At 62.3% G+C, this 15,237-nt stretch carries 15 protein-coding genes and 1 pseudogene; 5 read left to right on the top strand and 11 right to left on the bottom strand.

Going from position 1 to position 15,237, the window contains the following annotated elements; translation table 11 throughout:
• Window positions 1-10: 10 nt before the first annotated feature.
• Window positions 11-2,050, top strand: a complete 2,040-nt coding sequence (locus tag ACOYYX_RS22165; protein WP_422923766.1) for a DUF6065 family protein — start codon at window positions 11-13, stop codon at window positions 2,048-2,050.
• 143 nt (window positions 2,051-2,193) lie between these two features.
• Entirely contained in the window at window positions 2,194-3,072 is an 879-nt protein-coding gene (locus tag ACOYYX_RS22160) for an alpha/beta fold hydrolase (RefSeq protein ID WP_422923764.1), read from the top strand.
• A 2-nt stretch (window positions 3,073-3,074) separates the two neighbouring features.
• Here the strand turns inward: ACOYYX_RS22160 and ACOYYX_RS22155 are convergent, their stop codons facing one another.
• A complete protein-coding gene (locus tag ACOYYX_RS22155) occupies window positions 3,075-3,467 on the bottom strand; it encodes a hypothetical protein (protein WP_422923763.1) in 393 nt (130 codons plus the stop codon).
• On the opposite strand from ACOYYX_RS22155, the gene ACOYYX_RS22150 reads away from it, so the two are divergent.
• Complete coding sequence (locus ACOYYX_RS22150; RefSeq protein WP_422923762.1) at window positions 3,444-4,979, top strand: cupin-like domain-containing protein; 1,536 nt, start codon at window positions 3,444-3,446, stop codon at window positions 4,977-4,979. The genes ACOYYX_RS22155 and ACOYYX_RS22150 overlap by 24 nt on opposite strands.
• Before the next feature lie 61 nt (window positions 4,980-5,040).
• Here ACOYYX_RS22150 and ACOYYX_RS22145 read toward each other — a convergent pair whose 3' ends face one another.
• Both ACOYYX_RS22145 and ACOYYX_RS22140 read right to left on the bottom strand, forming a co-directional pair.
• A complete protein-coding gene (locus ACOYYX_RS22145; RefSeq protein WP_422923761.1) occupies window positions 5,041-5,874 on the bottom strand; it encodes a sulfotransferase family protein in 834 nt (277 codons plus the stop codon).
• A 385-nt stretch (window positions 5,875-6,259) separates the two neighbouring features.
• Window positions 6,260-6,880, bottom strand: a complete 621-nt coding sequence (locus tag ACOYYX_RS22140; RefSeq protein ID WP_422923760.1) for a hypothetical protein — start codon at window positions 6,878-6,880, stop codon at window positions 6,260-6,262.
• Window positions 6,881-7,306: 426 nt separating this feature from the next.
• On the opposite strand from ACOYYX_RS22140, the gene ACOYYX_RS22135 reads away from it, so the two are divergent.
• Complete coding sequence (locus ACOYYX_RS22135; RefSeq protein WP_422923759.1) at window positions 7,307-8,317, top strand: tyrosine-type recombinase/integrase; 1,011 nt, start codon at window positions 7,307-7,309, stop codon at window positions 8,315-8,317.
• A 266-nt stretch (window positions 8,318-8,583) separates the two neighbouring features.
• Window positions 8,584-8,916, top strand: a complete 333-nt coding sequence (locus ACOYYX_RS22130) for a ribbon-helix-helix protein, CopG family (protein ID WP_422923758.1) — start codon at window positions 8,584-8,586, stop codon at window positions 8,914-8,916.
• Between the two features lie 571 nt (window positions 8,917-9,487).
• On the opposite strand, the pseudogene ACOYYX_RS22125 reads toward ACOYYX_RS22130, so the two are convergent.
• The 8 genes and pseudogenes from ACOYYX_RS22125 to ACOYYX_RS22090 form a co-directional block, all read right to left on the bottom strand.
• Window positions 9,488-9,700 (bottom strand): annotated as a pseudogene (locus ACOYYX_RS22125) (KGG domain-containing protein); the annotation flags it as partial.
• A 297-nt stretch (window positions 9,701-9,997) separates the two neighbouring features.
• The gene (locus ACOYYX_RS22120; RefSeq protein ID WP_422923757.1) at window positions 9,998-10,609 is read right to left on the bottom strand and encodes a DUF6171 family protein; all 612 of its coding nucleotides are present in this window, start codon (window positions 10,607-10,609) and stop codon (window positions 9,998-10,000) included.
• A 6-nt stretch (window positions 10,610-10,615) separates the two neighbouring features.
• Window positions 10,616-11,134, bottom strand: a complete 519-nt coding sequence (locus ACOYYX_RS22115; RefSeq protein WP_422923756.1) for a hypothetical protein — start codon at window positions 11,132-11,134, stop codon at window positions 10,616-10,618.
• Window positions 11,128-11,394 carry a hypothetical protein gene (locus ACOYYX_RS22110; RefSeq protein WP_422923755.1) on the bottom strand — a complete coding sequence of 89 codons (267 nt, stop codon included), beginning with the start codon at window positions 11,392-11,394 and terminating at the stop codon, window positions 11,128-11,130. The genes ACOYYX_RS22115 and ACOYYX_RS22110 overlap by 7 nt, the downstream gene beginning before the upstream one ends.
• A complete protein-coding gene (locus tag ACOYYX_RS22105) occupies window positions 11,395-11,751 on the bottom strand; it encodes a hypothetical protein (protein ID WP_422923754.1) in 357 nt (118 codons plus the stop codon).
• Window positions 11,751-12,650, bottom strand: a complete 900-nt coding sequence (locus tag ACOYYX_RS22100; protein ID WP_422923752.1) for a hypothetical protein — start codon at window positions 12,648-12,650, stop codon at window positions 11,751-11,753. The genes ACOYYX_RS22105 and ACOYYX_RS22100 overlap by 1 nt, the downstream gene beginning before the upstream one ends.
• A gap of 8 nt (window positions 12,651-12,658) precedes the next feature.
• Window positions 12,659-15,001: a hypothetical protein gene (locus ACOYYX_RS22095; RefSeq protein ID WP_422923751.1), complete on the bottom strand. Its 2,343-nt coding sequence runs from the start codon at window positions 14,999-15,001 to the stop codon at window positions 12,659-12,661.
• Window positions 14,998-15,222 carry a hypothetical protein gene (locus ACOYYX_RS22090; protein WP_422931654.1) on the bottom strand — a complete coding sequence of 75 codons (225 nt, stop codon included), beginning with the start codon at window positions 15,220-15,222 and terminating at the stop codon, window positions 14,998-15,000. Before ACOYYX_RS22090 ends, ACOYYX_RS22095 begins: the two co-directional genes overlap by 4 nt.
• Window positions 15,223-15,237 lie beyond the last annotated feature (15 nt).

The raw sequence follows: 15,237 nt of genomic DNA, 5'->3' as shown, positions 1-15,237 counted from the left end.
ATCATCTTCGATGTCTCAAGCCAGCCAGACCGTGGCCGAGAGCAACGGCGATGCGGAGCCAGCGAGGCTCGAGGTGGATATCTACCAACTCGTGGATGATTCGATCCTCCACGCCAACCGGGCGGATGGGACAGGCTGGGATTGGTGCTGGGCCGACTATCAGCGGGAGTGGATGGACTCGACCCCGCATCGGTTCGCCTACCGGTGCCTGCCTCTGACGATCGCCAACCAGATGGGGTGGTGGATCAAGAACCCCGTGGGATTCACGGCGACCTGGGACGGCCGGGGCGATCCGGGGAGTATCGAATTCCGGTTCGACGTCGCAGAAGACGTCTGGGGGCCGTTCATCAACAGCCAGTTCGGCCAGGGGATCATCACCTGGAACACACCCTTCCTCTTCCGAACGAAACCGAAAGGGTCGCGCCTACTCGTGACCGGCCCCGCCAATTACTTCAAGGAGAATGCACACCCGCTCACCGCGGTCATCGAGAGCGACTGGATGCGCATGTCGTTCACGATGAACTGGAAGCTCATGGAGGAGGGCAGGCCGACGCGCTTCGAGTTCGGCGACCCCCTATTTCAGGCCATCCCCATCTCCGTCAATCTCGGGGCGAGCCTGGAGAAGGCCGTCGTCACCTATCAGAAGCTCGACGACGATCCCGAGGTGGCCCGCGCCTATCGCGAGTGGAGCGAGTCGAGGCGGCAGTTCCACGAGCAGAAGGTCCTGGGCGACGTCCAACCCGACGGCTGGCAGAAGGACTACTTCCACGGGCGAGACATCCAGGGCCGGAAGGCTGCCTCCGACCATATGACCAAGGTGAAGGCCCCGGCCATCATCGGCCTCCCCGCCGCGAAGAAGCAGGGCCCGCTTACAACGAGCACTCGTCCGGTGCTCGAACCCACATCGTCGCAAACCAAGCAAGCTCCCCCGCCACAACTTCCCGACAACGCAATTGCCCAGGGCGATCATGGAGAGACTAACGTGGTGACCATTTCCCAGGCGAATCTCCGACGAGACGCGGCCGCGACGCCGGAAGCCGAAGCCCCCCCGCGTGTCGACGACGAGTGGAGGCGTTGGATCGCCGAGAACTTGCTCCTGGGGAAGTCGGCCGAGAGCATTCAAGCCGCGATGAAGAGTCGTGGCATCAGCGAACATGAGGCCAGCTACGAGGTCGGGTTGGCCGCCCAGAGCCCCTACCTCAAGGGGGCCGACAGGCTCCGCAACCGGCTCAAGAAGCGGGAATGGCTCCTGTCGTCATACCGAAAGATTAACCGCCTCCACCCCGACTCACGCGAGGTCGTTAGACGACACAAGCTGTCGCGCGAGGAGTTCCTCAGGGATTACTACAGCACGAACCGACCGGTCATCATCACGGGCATGATGGAAGACTGGCCGGCCCGGCAGAGATGGAACCTCGACTATTTCGCGGGCCAGTACGGCGACCGCGAGGTCGAGGTCCAGTTCGGCCGCACCCAAGGTGAGAACTACGAGATCGAGCGAGAGAAGTACCTCCGCACGATGCGATTCGACGAGTTCATCGGCCTGGTCCGCGACTCCGGCGTCAGCAACGACTTCTACCTCACGGCGAACAATAACTCGAAGAACAAGAAGGCGTTTCCCGAGTTGTGGAATGATATCGTGCAGATCCCCGAATATCTCAACGGGCAGGACCCGATGGGCGGGTTCCTCTGGATCGGCCCCGCGGGGACGATTACGCCGTTCCACCACGACCTCACAAACAACTTCATGGCGCAGGTGATCGGCCACAAGCGGGTGAAGATCGCCCCATCGTGGGACCTGCCGCTGATGCAGAACCACTTCCACGTGTTTTCAGACATCGACGGCCGCAAGACCCCGCCGACGCGGGATGTCTCCCTCGACGAGCCGCAGATCCTGGAGTGCGTCATCGGCCCCGGCGAGATCCTCTTCCTGCCGATCGGCTGCCTGCATTTCGTAGAGGGACTCGACATCTCGGTGACCGTCTCGTTCACCAACTTCATCTTCGACAACAGCTTCTCGAGCTTCTACTCGACCTATCACGAGGTCTGATCGCCGGAGCCGGAAATTGTGTTCCACGAAGATCGGCATGATGGGCTTCCAAGAAGATCGGGCGTGCGACCTCGCCGGCATGGCTCCTGCGTTCCGCGTCGCCGACGCCGACGGTCGAGGAAGGGCCCGAGAGGACACTGCTGATGTCACGCATTTCGCTGGGAGCGGAGGCGCTCGATAACCTGCCCGTGCTGAGCATGGCGGCCCTGAAGTCGGCGAGAAAGAACCCACACGTGGGCTGCCTCATCGATCGGGTGTACCCCGGCCGGCCCTTGATCATCAGCTTCGGCTTCGTGAACTGGAAAGAGACCCCCAATTTCGACTTCTTCGGTCGCATCAAGAAGCAGGAGCTGCAATCGGGCCAGGTTTTCAATCATCTCTTCATCAGGGATATCCACAATTCCTGGTACCACAGGGGGATTCCAGGCCTGGGCCGGCACGTCGATGAGGCCGCCGGGACGCTCCGCGGCCTGATCCGGTCCATGGGGGTGACCCGGGTCATCACGATCGGTCAGTCCATGGGGGGATACGCGGCCATCATGTTCGGCGTCTTGCTCGGGGCGGAGCGTATCTTGTCATTCGTCCCCCTGTCGCATCTCGACCCCGACGAGGCGATCCGCCAGGGAGATCGACGCTTCCTGCGGGTGATGCACGACCTGCGGGCCAACCCGCCCAAGTCGCTCTACGACGATCTGCCTCGGATGCTCAAAGATCCCTCATTCCGCGGGGACCTGCACGTCCTCTATGGCACCCATCCGGGGCATGACGACGGGGTCTCGAGCAATCTCGATGCACTCCACGCGTTCCGGATCGCGAGTTACAAGAAGACGTTCCTCCACCCCTGGCCGGCTTCCGGGCACACCCTCGTGAAGTGGCTCATCGATCACGGCCACATCGACGAGACGATGTCTCGGCTGCTGAAGCTCGACACTTCGGATATCGGCGATTCGGTACCGCTCGAGTCTCCGACGAACGCCTGGAATTCGTGGGAGGCTCCCGCATGGCCGCTGGCCCAATCGTGAGTTCAGGGCTGAGACGGGATTGCGGGCAAACCCTTGCGGATTTCCAGGTGCAAAAGGTCGGTGCCGACCGTCCCCTTGTCATCGGCTTCTGCAATGAAGGCGAGACCCTGTCTACATTCGAACATGAAAACATCCTCAGCCAAATGGCCGGCCAGTCCGGTCAAGGCTTCCACCGGATCCTCGTTCGAGACGGCGAGGGACTCGGCTACTACCGGGGTATTCCCGGCCTCGGCGATTCGATCGAGGAGGCGGCCGACGCACTTCGAGGCCTGATCGCCGAGATTAATCCTTCTCATCTGATCACGTTTGGCACAGGGCTTGGCGCTCACGCGGCCTTGGTTTATGGGATCCTCCTGCGGGCGGCTCGGATCGTGGCCGTCGAGCCCGTCGCCCACCTGATCGCCGAGGAGTTGGCACTCCTCAACGACCGCCGCTGGCAGGCTCAACTCCGCGAGCTGCCCGATCCCATGCTGGCACGACGCTATGACGTGGCGAGCCTGGCCGCCGAGTCGGGATTCCAGGGCTCGGCCTTCATCCTCTACGGCACGCAGCACCGGAACGAGCATGAGGAGGCCGTGCCTCTGGGGGTGCTCCACGCTTACTGGCTGGCCCGTCACGAGCGCATGACGCTCTGCCCGTTCTTCGATCACCCTGGAAATCTCTGGGAAGCCTTGATTCGCGGATCCGAGGCCATGGAAGTCCTGCGCCGATATCTCTTCGGGGAGCCGACCTCGCCCGCATCTCAGCCCTTGGCTCTTTCTGCAACAAGCCAGCAGCGATCGGGCAGGGGCCTAGCCCACTATCATTTCGACGTCACCCTGCTCGCCGTCGACGAGGCCGAAGCCGAAGCCGGTCCCGCGCGAGCCGAAGAGATACCCGACCGCTATGCCGCCGTCGGCAAGCTCGAGGCCCCGCCGGTCCGGGGCGTCGACAATGGGTGGAGGAGCTGGATCGCCGAGAATCTGATGCTCGGCGCCTCGCCGAACACGATGGAAGCGACGATGGCCGCCCGCGGAATCCCCCACGAGCAGGCGGCGGCGGAGATCCGCGACGCCTTGCAGAGCCCCTATTTCTGGGGGGCACAACGGCTTTGCAACCGCCTCAAGAAGCGAGACTGGCAACTCGCCACTTATCGCAAACTACAACGCCTCCGCCCCGGATCGAACCGCCTCGAGCGCAGGAGCCGACTCTCGCGAGAGGAATTCCTCAAGGCCCATGAATCGACGGGGCGGCCGGTTATCATGTCTGGCATGTTCGAGGTAGGAGACGCATCATCCCGCTGGACCTTCGAGGAGTTGCTGCGTCGACACGGGGGCTGTATGGTCGCCCTCGAAGTAGATTCGACCCAGGGTGAGGACGGGCATCCGGTTGGCATGACATTGCTAGGCCACGTCGAGAGGATGCGAGGGGCCGCGCCCGGTCAGAACTACGTCCTGAAATTGCTCGACGGCCCCCACAACCATCCCATCCTAGAGGAGTTCAGTCATCGACTGGGCTCGATCCCCGAGTTCGTCGCAGATTCGCCGGTCTTAGAGCAAACACTACTGCTTGGCGAAAGGGGTAGCATCTCGCCATTTCGCGATCTCGTGAAAGATCAGTACCTTGCCCAGGTGATCGGCCATATCCGGGTCAGGATCGTCCCTTCGTGGGATTCGCCCCTGATGAAGAATACCCACGACCAGGCCTCCGAGCTCGATGGACGCATGGCTCCGGAATCCGGGCTGTCCCCGGCCCTGGATCAGCCACAGATCCTGAACGCCGTACTCAATCCTGGGGATTTCTTATTCCTGCCCGCCGGGACGTGGCTGTTCGTCGAGGCCAGGGAAGCGTTCGCCGCCGTCTCGATGTCCCGCTCGGGCGTCGGGGATGATCTCGCGAGCCGATTCCCCCGCGAACGCAAGATGTGAAGGGAAAGCTCGCAAGTCGATGAGCCGAGCGAACCTGGAGGAATCCATTGAGTTCAATGATTCAGGGTTGGATTCGGTAGTGGAATCGATCCATGAACTCACGAACGACCTCACTCGTATGGACCTGGTCGAGGTGCTCCTGAGAGAGCTTATTTCTCCAGGAGGTCATCTTGGTGGCATCGAAATCCCTCATGACGCCGGTTTCCCAATCGATCGCCGTGATCCAGAGGAAGCGTTCGGGATAGGATCGCTGGAAGGGCATCATGAATCGGCGTGAAGGCCGCAATCCGAGGTGTTTGTAGACGCCCTGCATCGTCTCTATCGGATCGACGATGAGGTCTTCGTAACGCACGATGAGCATGTTCGATTCGGACAGGTAGGGCTTCCACGCCAGGTAGTTCAGGGCGAGATTCTCCCATCGCTCCTGCTTGTCTTCGGGCGTCGCATCGTCCTGCGCGAGGATACTGGACAGGATGGCGCGAGGGTCGCGGACCGTGTAAATCAGCGGATAATTCGCGGAGAAATGGCGAATAAGCGGCGAGTTGCGGAAGAGGTCGGGACTCTTGTCGCCGAGGACGCTGACCCCCTCCTTGCCGTAGAGGTGGCACAACTTCGGCAACACGTCTCGATACCAACGCATGAGGCTCCCGACGTCGTCCTGCTTCTTCCCGTCGAGCAGGGCGATGGCATCGGACTGCTTGACCCCATGCGCCATCATCCGCCATGTGTGATATTGCAGCACGTACTCGGGATAGAGCGCCCGGTTGATCTCCGACTCGCAGAGGCAGATTGCATCCGGGTGGTCGTCGATGCACCGCGTGAGGAGCGACGACCCCGTGCGCAACGGTCCCACGATGAAGAAATGACGCGCGTCGCCCGAAGCGATTTCTGTCATGCCTCGGCCTTTTCAATGCTCGGTCGTCGATCGAAGCGAGGGCGGGTCCGAGAGCGTTGGTATCTCGATCGGGATTGCCCGAATGCCGCCTCGGTCGAGGGGGAGGAATTGCATCTTCAAATGATCCGCGGTGCCATCGTACCATGTTGAGATCGGCCGCCGAAAGGATCCTGCATCGATTGCCCCTTTTTGAATCACGGGGTATGTCGATCGCCTGCGAAAGACCCGGCGAAACCATCAGTCCAACGGCTCAAAGCCTTTGTTTTCTTGATTTTATATTTTTACAATCATAATTTAAATGTATTTTAGTTATTTGAATGTTGAAAATTGTCGTACGGTCCATGTCTGCCCAGGACCCCTCCCTTCGACGCCGAGTACATCTCCTCTACTCTCCGTCCTCGCCCGAGCTCATCCCGGTGAGCCGCTGGAGTTCGACCACAGCCCAGAGCTGCCGGGAGAGATGGGGGCGTACCGCGTCGACGTGGGCGTCGGGGACGGGCCCGACCTTACGACCTTCCTTCGCGGCGGATCGGTCGGCGGCGAGCCCGGGGACGGCGGTGAGCGCCTGGTGGACCGAGGGCGGGGTGAATTCGTTTTCGGCGGCGAACTTGAAGATCCTCACGATCCGCGCGATCCGCTGGTTGATCGTCCGGCGGCAGAGTCCCGAGTCGATCATCCGCTGGCGGACCGACTTCAGCGCCTTCGGCCCGAAGGCGGTTGCGAGGGTGGAGCCGAAGAGCTGACGGACGGGGCGCATGGCCTGCTTGAGGTTCTCGAGCTCGGGTGCCGGGGTGCCGTCGGGGCGTTTGTAGTATCGCTCGGCGTGGTCCAGGAAGGCGAGCAGGAGTTCGTTGACCGAGAGGTCGGAGGAGGGAGACTGAGCCAATTCAAAGGTTGCCGGAGGAGATGCGTTGAGCCGCCAATCCGTCAGGAGCCGGTAGTAATTCTCCCAGCTCTCGGGGGAGTCGTACTTGCCGAGATAGAGGTCGTGCCCATCGATGCGCACGACAGCGAGCCCCTTCGGTTTGTAATGGCGATACTTTGGTTCGCGAGGTTTTCTGGCGGGCGAATGAGCTTTCGACATCTTGCGGGCACCGGTCCTAAGAAATTAGGTAGTACCAGGTACTACCGTTTTTCAGACTTCCGGGCCGCACTGCCGAAGAGGGCAGGTAAGCAAAGGCTTTCGGCATAACGACTTGCGCGAGAGCCATCGAGTGGAGTTGAACCGCCAACCCCCGCTTTACGAATGGGACGGATTTTATGTGTGACATTACCGATGACACAAAATGTTACGGCTGCGTTCGCCCTGTGTTTTGGCTGGGGGTTGAGGGGAGACGGTGACTTTTTCGCGCACGGAGCCTTTTCAGCGGCTATGTTCTGCTGCGAGGGTTTTACATCATAAGTTCACGAAAGCAACGGACGGGTCATAGCGATGGAAATGCTTCCCATCAACGTGCTTGCGCGCAAACTGCTCGCCCTCTACACTCCCCCCCAACGGTCGCAATCCACGTACGACACGATGGCACGGGTCTTGATGCATCTGGCCAGGCTCGAGGGAGTGAAGACGAGTGCGGACCTAACGCCCGAGACCATCTCGAAATACGTGGTGACGCGATCGGCTACCGTGTGTGCGAACACGATCATCGGCGAGCTGGGCTATGTCAAAGCCATGTGCGGGTGGGCGGAAGAGGAAGGCTACTTGGAACGGTCGCCATTCCGTGGGAGGAGGCGATCATCCCCGACCGGGTGGATCCGGCCGGAGCCGCCGAAGGATTGCCAGTTTCATTCGCGGGAAGACATCGCGCGAGTGCTCCTGCACATGCGGAGGAACGCGAGGGACTGGCAAGGCCATCGCCTGTATGCGTTGACGATGCTGGTCGCCTACACGGGTCTTCGGCGTGACGAGGCCCTCTACGTCCAGTTGAGGGACGTGAACCTGGATACGAAGATCCTCCGCGTCATGGGCCGCCGGCGACTCAAGACGGTCGCAGCAGCCGCCCCGGTGCCCCTCTGCACTGAGCTGGTGGAGACGCTGCGGGAATGGATCCCGAATGCGGGGGGGACCTGGCTATTCCCCGGTACGCATGGGGTGGGCCCGTGGAATAGCGGCGGGCCCGGGGGGAAGCCGCTCCATCGGATCAAGGCCGCTGCCGAGGAAGTCGGGGTGAAGGGCTTCACCTTCCAGTCGCTTCGGCACAGTTGGGCGACCCACGCCGAAAGCGCCTGGGGATTGTCCGGGCCGCTGATCCAACGCGTGTTGCGGCACACGACCGAGGAGACGAGCCGACGGCACTACCGCCATGCCGAGCTGGTCAACCTCGCGAACGCCGTGAAGGATCTGAGCTACCTGGACGGGAGCCGTTCCTACCGGGTCGACCTGCCTTGGACGGGTCGCCATCTGCCCCCGCCCTCTCCGCACTTCGGCACTCAGCCGCGGGCATAGGCCTCGAGCTCCGGACGCAACAGGACGTCTCAGGCCTCCCGTGGGCTCGCCACGATGGCCGAGACGTCCAAATGTGCGGCGAACGCCCTCGTCCTCTCTGCGGGGCTTATAGGGCGTTCTACGAATGGTGGAAATGCGCCCACCTATAAGGTCAAGCCGGCCGGCCGCAAGGCCGATGCTGTAGACGTCGGTGCGAGTCGGCCGGTCGGCGAGTCGTTACGCCGGCCGGCCGACATGCCGCATCGCCGCATCGGAGGTCAGTCGCCATGTCATCGAGTCGGCCGGTCGGCGGTGGTGCGAGCCGATCCAACGGCAATGCAGCCAACGCGAGGACGCTCAAGGCCTCGAAGCCGAGCAAGCGGCCGAGGGGCAAGTCGGTCCGCCTGCAAGTCACGCTGCCCGAGGAGACGGTCAAACGGCTCGGGGTCCATTCCGCCCTGGCCGGGGTCGATCAGACCGCGATCGTCGAGGAGATCCTCTCCAAATGGCTGAAACGCTACGGGCTGGGCCGCGTAGCGTTCGGCGATCCCATCGGGGAAGGGGAGGAGTCAGAGACCGTTGTGGACCTCGTCGACCTCGCCGCCGACCAAGCCGCTTGATCCTCACCCTCTACTCGGATTCCCCATCACTCGAAGGCACGACGCCAGGCACTGGTGATAGCGAGTCGACGAATCTAAAAACTCCCTCGAATCCGTCCTCCGACTCCGTGGTCCGCTCATAGCCGAACTCGCTGTATCCCTTCAATTCTCCAATCAGGTCAAGGACTGGGACGGGCTCGACCATCCGGCCGGACCACTTCAACTGGTCGCCGAGATCGGTCATCGCGTCAGTCACATTACCTCGCCGATCAAACCATAGCGTGCTCGGCACTCGATCCGTCTCGAAGACCCGGAGCGTGCATCCTCCGAACGGGCCATTCTCCAGCAAGAGGCGCCTTGGGGTTATCGCACTTGAGGAAAGTCCCTCTGCGGCGATGGGAGCACGGCGAGATGGTGGGCGTGAGATTCGGGAGCAATCGAGGGTATCGACTCGAGCGGGTGTTGATGCGTTAGGTAAGGCCTCGGGTAGATCGCCATCGGCGCAGCGAAGAGTGATCGGCTCCTCTCGACCAACCATCACTAGCAAGTCTCGGTGTCGATCGCTCGATCCCGTTACCTCTCGGCCAGAACCTTTGGACAGGCCTCCCTTGCGCCCAATCGTCGCCATGTGTTGGCGATCCTGGCTTACGGATCGTCCTCCGCGTTTCCCCGCCTCCGAGGCTTCTTGTGAGTTGAACTGATGAGCTTTACCGCTAGCGTGGGCTGACCGCCCTCCCATGCGGGAAATTGCTCGGAGTCTCTCCGGATCCATGCATGCGAATCCTCGCCGCCTCTTCTCCGTCATTAGACTGACCTCCCTTGGCTGATGAGCTTGCGGGCGTCAGACAGACATCGGCTGCATACCCGTAAAACATGCACCTCCGAATAGTGCGTCAGGATGGGCTTATTAAGGTGAGATTCAACGCCCGAGGTGGCATCATTGCCGCTGTCACGAAGTGTCGAATTTAACGACGAGAGGCAGGGAAGCCTATTGGGATGATTCGGAAAGCGTTGTCAGGTTTATCGGAAGTCGTGTAGGGATTAAGGGAACCTTTGCTTGGACGTCTGAAATGAGCAGACTCGTCGGTTACTGACCTGCTCTTTAAGTCGCCGGCCACTTCGAGAGCGGGCACCCTTGATCCGCCCAACGGGCCTTGACGCTCAGCACGCAACCGCACGCCCCGCACGAGCCATCGGCCTGGTACCTGTCGCACGCCCGGCAGATGGCGAGCCTCGCCTCGTACGCCTCATCGTCGACGGATTGCATCCCGCTCGCGATGTGCGCGACGACCGCCCGGCCGAAGTTCAAGGCCTTCCGGCCGAGGCTCGGGACGTCCGCCGCCGAGGCCTCATCCTGCGATCGGATGCACGCCGCGCAATCGGCGAGACTGACCGTGTCGCCGGGCCGCTTGCCGCCGTCGCCGCACGTCGCCTCTCGGCATGAGCACGAGCGGAACGGGCAGGACTTCGCGCGTTGGCTGGCGTCGACGTCGAGGGTTGAGGGCGCCGCGAGCTCGAGGGCCTCGGCGCCGGCCTGGTCGTCGCCGAGCTGGTCGACCCGGTTCGTGCGGAGGAAGTCGGGGAAGGGTTCGTTCTCGTCGAGGACTCGCTCGAGGAACGCTCGGTTGCTCTCGTCCGCCGCCCACTCGCAATAGGTGTCGACCAGGTACGGGAGCAGGTTGAGCTCGGCGAGGCGGGGGAAATTCTGGCACACGTTGAATTAACCGGTGAGGGAGCAAGCTGGACAAGGGTTCGTGCCGCGATACCATCCCTGGGTCACCGTGAAGGGGTCGCACGAGTTGGCGGGATAGTCGGGGCGGATGTAGGAAATGGGCGCCTCGCCGATGAGGCCCTTGATCTTCGGGAAGAACCCGAAGCCGTTCCAATCGGAGCCGTCATTCATGAACGTCGCCAGCACGGCCGTCACGGTGCATCCGCAAGAGCCGCTCTGGCCGACCGCCCATATCCGGCTGGTGCGGGTGTCGCAGCCGGCGCCGACGACGGGATAGGCCTCGGACACATACCAATAGGTCGACCCCGGCATCGTGAAGGGGAGGAATTGGGAGCCGGTGAATACGGCGAGCGGTCCCCCGAACGGGAACGGCAACGTGTCGACGTGGCTCACCGAGACCAGGGACGGCAGGCCGCAACCGTAGGTGAGACCCGTCGTCCAGGAGAGGCTCTCGGGCCTCGGGTAGCAACCGCAAGGGAAGATGCCCGAAGTGATGTTGGTCAGCATGTATAAAGGACCGTTTGCGTCACGGGGAGATGCGGCGAGCCGTCCGGCGGTGTGGTGGTGACGGTGTAGGTACCCGACTCGGGTTTGAACCTGACCTGTCCGGGGTTGAGGCCGTCGCTACCGTCCGAGCTGACGGCGGTGTCGATGACGTCGCCGCCCTGGGAGATCGTGACCGTGAAGCCGTCGAGCGGATTGCCGAAGCAATCCTTGACCGTCAGGATCCACTCGCAACAGCAACGGCAACGGGTTCGCTTCGGCATTTAGCAATCCTCGGCCGAGACGAACCATTGATTGTCGATCAGGTCGACGAGAATCCATGTGGTGGCCGCGACGACGGTTCGCCAACAGTTGAAGGCCTTGACCGTCTCGCCGGCGACGAGCTGGCCGCTCTCGGGATCGAAGGTGTAGAGGACGACGTCGGCGGTACCGGGTGTGGTACCCGTCATCTTGGCGATGCCGCCGACCTTCGTCTTCGCGATCTTGGTCCCGCTCCATCCGCGCTTGTAACCCCTGTCGGTGTCGACCGGGAAGCGCGGCGAGCGCTCGACCTGCTGCACGACCCGCCCGATCCGCTTGGCCGCTTCGTAGGTGAAGCCGACCGATTGTTGATCCGCCATTAGGTACCGCCTCCGGGGATCGGCGGTACGTAGCTCTGCAACGCCTGGTAGAACCCGTCGAGGCCGAACACGCCGAAGTCGATTTCCTTGTAATACTCGATCTCGAGATAGGTCGGTGTGCCGTCCTTCGGCATCGGCTTGCCGCTGCCGTCGAGGGGGACGGGTTCGGTGATGGGGACTCCATTCTTGGTGATGGCCTCGATGTCGGTGCCGTCATCCTTGATCTTGTACATGCCGGCGTCGAGGGGCTTGAATACCCACGTCTCTTCCTTGACGTGGAACTCGAAGCTCACCTCCCAATACCAGCCGTAATCCGGGTTGTATTTGCGGACCCCGTTGATGGGGGTGCATTTGACCGTCTTCGGGGCCCGGCCCCAGAAGGTCGATTGGTTGATCTTGTCTTTATACGTGTCCGACCACGTATCCTCGAAGTGCTTCATGTTCCAGGTGATCGAGAGGACGGAACGCGAGTCGTCGGCCTGGAGTGCGGGGTTGAACGGCACCCCGGCCGAATTCTTGACCTCGTTGTCGTCCTTATCCTTCTCGATGATCTTCTGAAACGCGGCGTTGCCCCAGGAGATGTTGGGAACCCACTGCGTCGGGTCCTGGGGCTGCTGGTTCGCGTCGTACGGGCCGTAATCGACGACGCACGTCCATTGCTTGCCGTCGTCCATGTCGCATGTGGCGCTGATGTTCGTGACCCATGCGCCCATGTCGACCTCGGCGCCGAACTGGTAGGGCATGCCGATCGCGAGGGGGAGCGACTCGCGCACGGTCTTGCCGCCGACGTAAGGATCGTCGGTCTCGACCTTGAACGTTCGCTTGTATGTGCGTTTCCAATCCTTGCCCTGGACGCTCTCGCGCCCGGTGCGGATCTCTCGTATTTTCGTGACGATCATCGTGGGGGTTACTGGAAGTCGAAGACGGCGAGGGCGGAATCGGCGACCGCGCCGGTGACTGCGGACGCGCCTTGCTGGAGCAGTTTGTTGAGGGCCTCGAGCATCTTGGATTGGAGCACGACTTGCTCGCGGTTCGTCTTGGCGACGTCCTTTTGCGGGTCGCTCTGGGAGTCGACGCCCCGGTAATTCAGGAGTGTGGTCCGGGCCTCGGCCGATCCCATCTCCATCGCCGCCGCATAGCGGTTGTCGGGGTTGGATTTCTTCTCGAATTCGGCCTTGGCCTGCTTCTGGCCTCGCGTCAGGGTGTCCTGATCGATCAGGCCTCCCTTGAACATCTTGTCGAGCTCGGCGAGCTTGATCTGATACGCTTCCATCGGCTTCCGCGTATCTTTGAAGACTTCCTTCGCCTTCTCGGCGAGCTTCTTTTGCGCCTTGATCTCGGCATCGGTCGGGGCCGCGAGCTTCTCGATGGCGACCTTCGGCCCGGCGACCGCCGGCTTGATGGCCGCCTTCCTCGCCGCCTCCTGCTCGGCGATGTTTGCAACGTGCTTGTCGATCTCGCCTTGGAGGCTGACCAGGTGCGGTTGCACCATCTCGGGGAGCTTCTCCATCATCGGTTCAAAGCCTTCCAACAGGTCTTTGAACTCGAAATGGAAACCCTTCCCGGAGAGCGCATCGCGGATCGCCTCGCCAAGGCGCCAGACGTTCTCGCCGAGATTCTTGATGAGGTTGGCCGCGCCGAAGAAAACGTCGTGGAAGACGAGCGGCGCATTCTTGAGCATCCACTCGAGGACCAATCCGAAATTCTCGGGGAGTACCGCGAGAGTCTCGATGACGTAATTGACGCCCTGGCGGAACGTGAGCTTCACGATTTCCCACGTCTCGGAGAAGTTGCGGAAGTAGCTCGCGACGGTGTCGATTCCGCCGACGACGCCTTCGACGAACCCTTCCATCGAGCCCTTGCTGCTCTGAAACATCCCAGTGAGGAAGCCGCCGAACTCGCCGACCAGGCCGAGGCCTTTCTGGAGGATCGGCAAGAGGGTCTGGCCGATCTCGGCGCCGATGTTCGTGAGAGAGCCGGTCGCGCGACGCATCGCGTTCGCGGGGCTGTCCGCCGTCCGCGCGAGGTCGCCTTGCGCGTCGGCGAGCTGCTCCATGATGAGGCCCGCTCGGGCCGTCACCTTCTGGGACTCGTCGAGCTCCTCGCCGGCCTTGGCCATGCCGTGGGCGTAGGCATAGGCCTTCACGGTGTCGTCGAGGAGCACGACGCCGAGATTCTTGAGGACGTCGGATTGATTGCCGGCGAGGCCGGTCTGAAGGGCCTTCGTCGCCGTCGACATATCCATGTTCGCGAACGAGGAGAGGTCGGCCGCGAGCTGGGTGAATTGGATGCTGAATTGCGAGAGGGTGTCGCCGCTCAATCCGGCGAGGCCCTTGCCGAGACCGCCGAAGGCCGAGGCCGCGTCGAGCGTCTCGCGCTTCACCATGCCGAACTGGCTGGCCATGGTGTCGGCGTAGGCCTTCACCGCCGGCGAGGCCTCGCCGAGGATCGCATCCGTCTTCGAGACCGTCTCATTGAGGTTCGAGGCCTCGGTGACTCCCGACTTGATGAAGCCGACCGCCTTGTAAACCATGCCGAAGGCGCCGAGCGCGAGGGCGATCTCGGCGCCCATCCGCCGGAAGGACGTGGTCGCCGTCTGGACGATCGCGTTCGTCTTCCCGAGCCCGCCGTTCATCGCGCCAATGCTCGAGCTGGCGGAACCGAAGCTGATCGAGCTGATTCGCTGGAGGGGCTTGGCGACGTCGCCGATGGAGCCCATCCAATCCTTGACGGAGAGGAATTTCCGGAATGCCCCGATGGCCTTGTCGGCGACCGGCCCGATCTTCCGGATAGCCGCTTGCATCTTGGTGGATGCCTTCTCGGTGTCCTCGGCGCCGGCTTCCATCGTCGACCGGATCTTCTGCTGCATCTTCTCGAGCGAGGCGTCGACCTGGGGCATCTTCATCGCGCTGTCGATGCGGCGGGCGAGCTCGACGATGGTGCCGCCGACCAGGTTGAATTGGCCGGCGAACATGGACGCGAAATCGTTGATGGGGGCGAAGGCCGCTCGCAAGCTCGTCTGGATTTGGAGCGCGAGCTGCGCGGAGTCGGCAACCATCGACTCCATCGGGGAGCCGCCGCCGCCGGAGCCGCCGCCGCCGCCCTTGCCGGAGAAGTCGATATTGCTGACGGCTGCCTGGGTGCCTTCCGCCGCGGCCTTGAATTCGTCGAGCGCGCGGATGGCCTCATTGATGTCGCGGACGAAGCCCTTGGCGTCGGCGCTCATCCCGACGTCGATCTGGTTACTCATGGATCAATGCCGATTGCTTTGTTGTGCCGAGCCATGAAGGCATTCATCATCGCGAGGCCTTCATCGGCGGACTGATCGCGGGCCGGTACCCGCCGGGGGAATGTCTCATCGAGCGAGGGCATGAAGTCGGTGGGGTGGACGGTTCGCTTGGGTGCGTTGATCGACCCATTGACGATCGCGGATGTGATAATCCCCGTCTCGAGCTGGGAATCCGGGAGCAGGCCGAGCCGGTTGTA

It is taken from the genome of Singulisphaera chitinilytica, from assembly GCF_049331405.1.
In the GTDB taxonomy this organism is placed as follows: Bacteria; Planctomycetota; Planctomycetia; order Isosphaerales; family Isosphaeraceae; genus PoT.
The sequence above is the reverse complement of the archived record's forward strand: the minus strand, read 5'-3'. Positions and strand labels throughout refer to the sequence as shown.

What these genes read in the sequence shown, in the direction of transcription:
- ACOYYX_RS22115 (WP_422923756.1), bottom strand. Translation starts at nt 11,134, where the DNA reads ATGCTGACCAACATCACTTCGGGCATCTTCCCTTGCGGTTGCTACCCG.
- ACOYYX_RS22160 (WP_422923764.1), top strand. Translation starts at nt 2,194, where the DNA reads ATGTCACGCATTTCGCTGGGAGCGGAGGCGCTCGATAACCTGCCCGTG.
- ACOYYX_RS22100 (WP_422923752.1), bottom strand. Translation starts at nt 12,650, where the DNA reads ATGATCGTCACGAAAATACGAGAGATCCGCACCGGGCGCGAGAGCGTC.
- ACOYYX_RS22145 (WP_422923761.1), bottom strand. Translation starts at nt 5,874, where the DNA reads ATGACAGAAATCGCTTCGGGCGACGCGCGTCATTTCTTCATCGTGGGA.
- ACOYYX_RS22110 (WP_422923755.1), bottom strand. Translation starts at nt 11,394, where the DNA reads ATGCCGAAGCGAACCCGTTGCCGTTGCTGTTGCGAGTGGATCCTGACG.
- ACOYYX_RS22095 (WP_422923751.1), bottom strand. Translation starts at nt 15,001, where the DNA reads ATGAGTAACCAGATCGACGTCGGGATGAGCGCCGACGCCAAGGGCTTC.
- ACOYYX_RS22105 (WP_422923754.1), bottom strand. Translation starts at nt 11,751, where the DNA reads ATGGCGGATCAACAATCGGTCGGCTTCACCTACGAAGCGGCCAAGCGG.
- ACOYYX_RS22165 (WP_422923766.1), top strand. Translation starts at nt 11, where the DNA reads ATGTCTCAAGCCAGCCAGACCGTGGCCGAGAGCAACGGCGATGCGGAG.
- ACOYYX_RS22135 (WP_422923759.1), top strand. Translation starts at nt 7,307, where the DNA reads ATGGAAATGCTTCCCATCAACGTGCTTGCGCGCAAACTGCTCGCCCTC.
- ACOYYX_RS22130 (WP_422923758.1), top strand. Translation starts at nt 8,584, where the DNA reads ATGTCATCGAGTCGGCCGGTCGGCGGTGGTGCGAGCCGATCCAACGGC.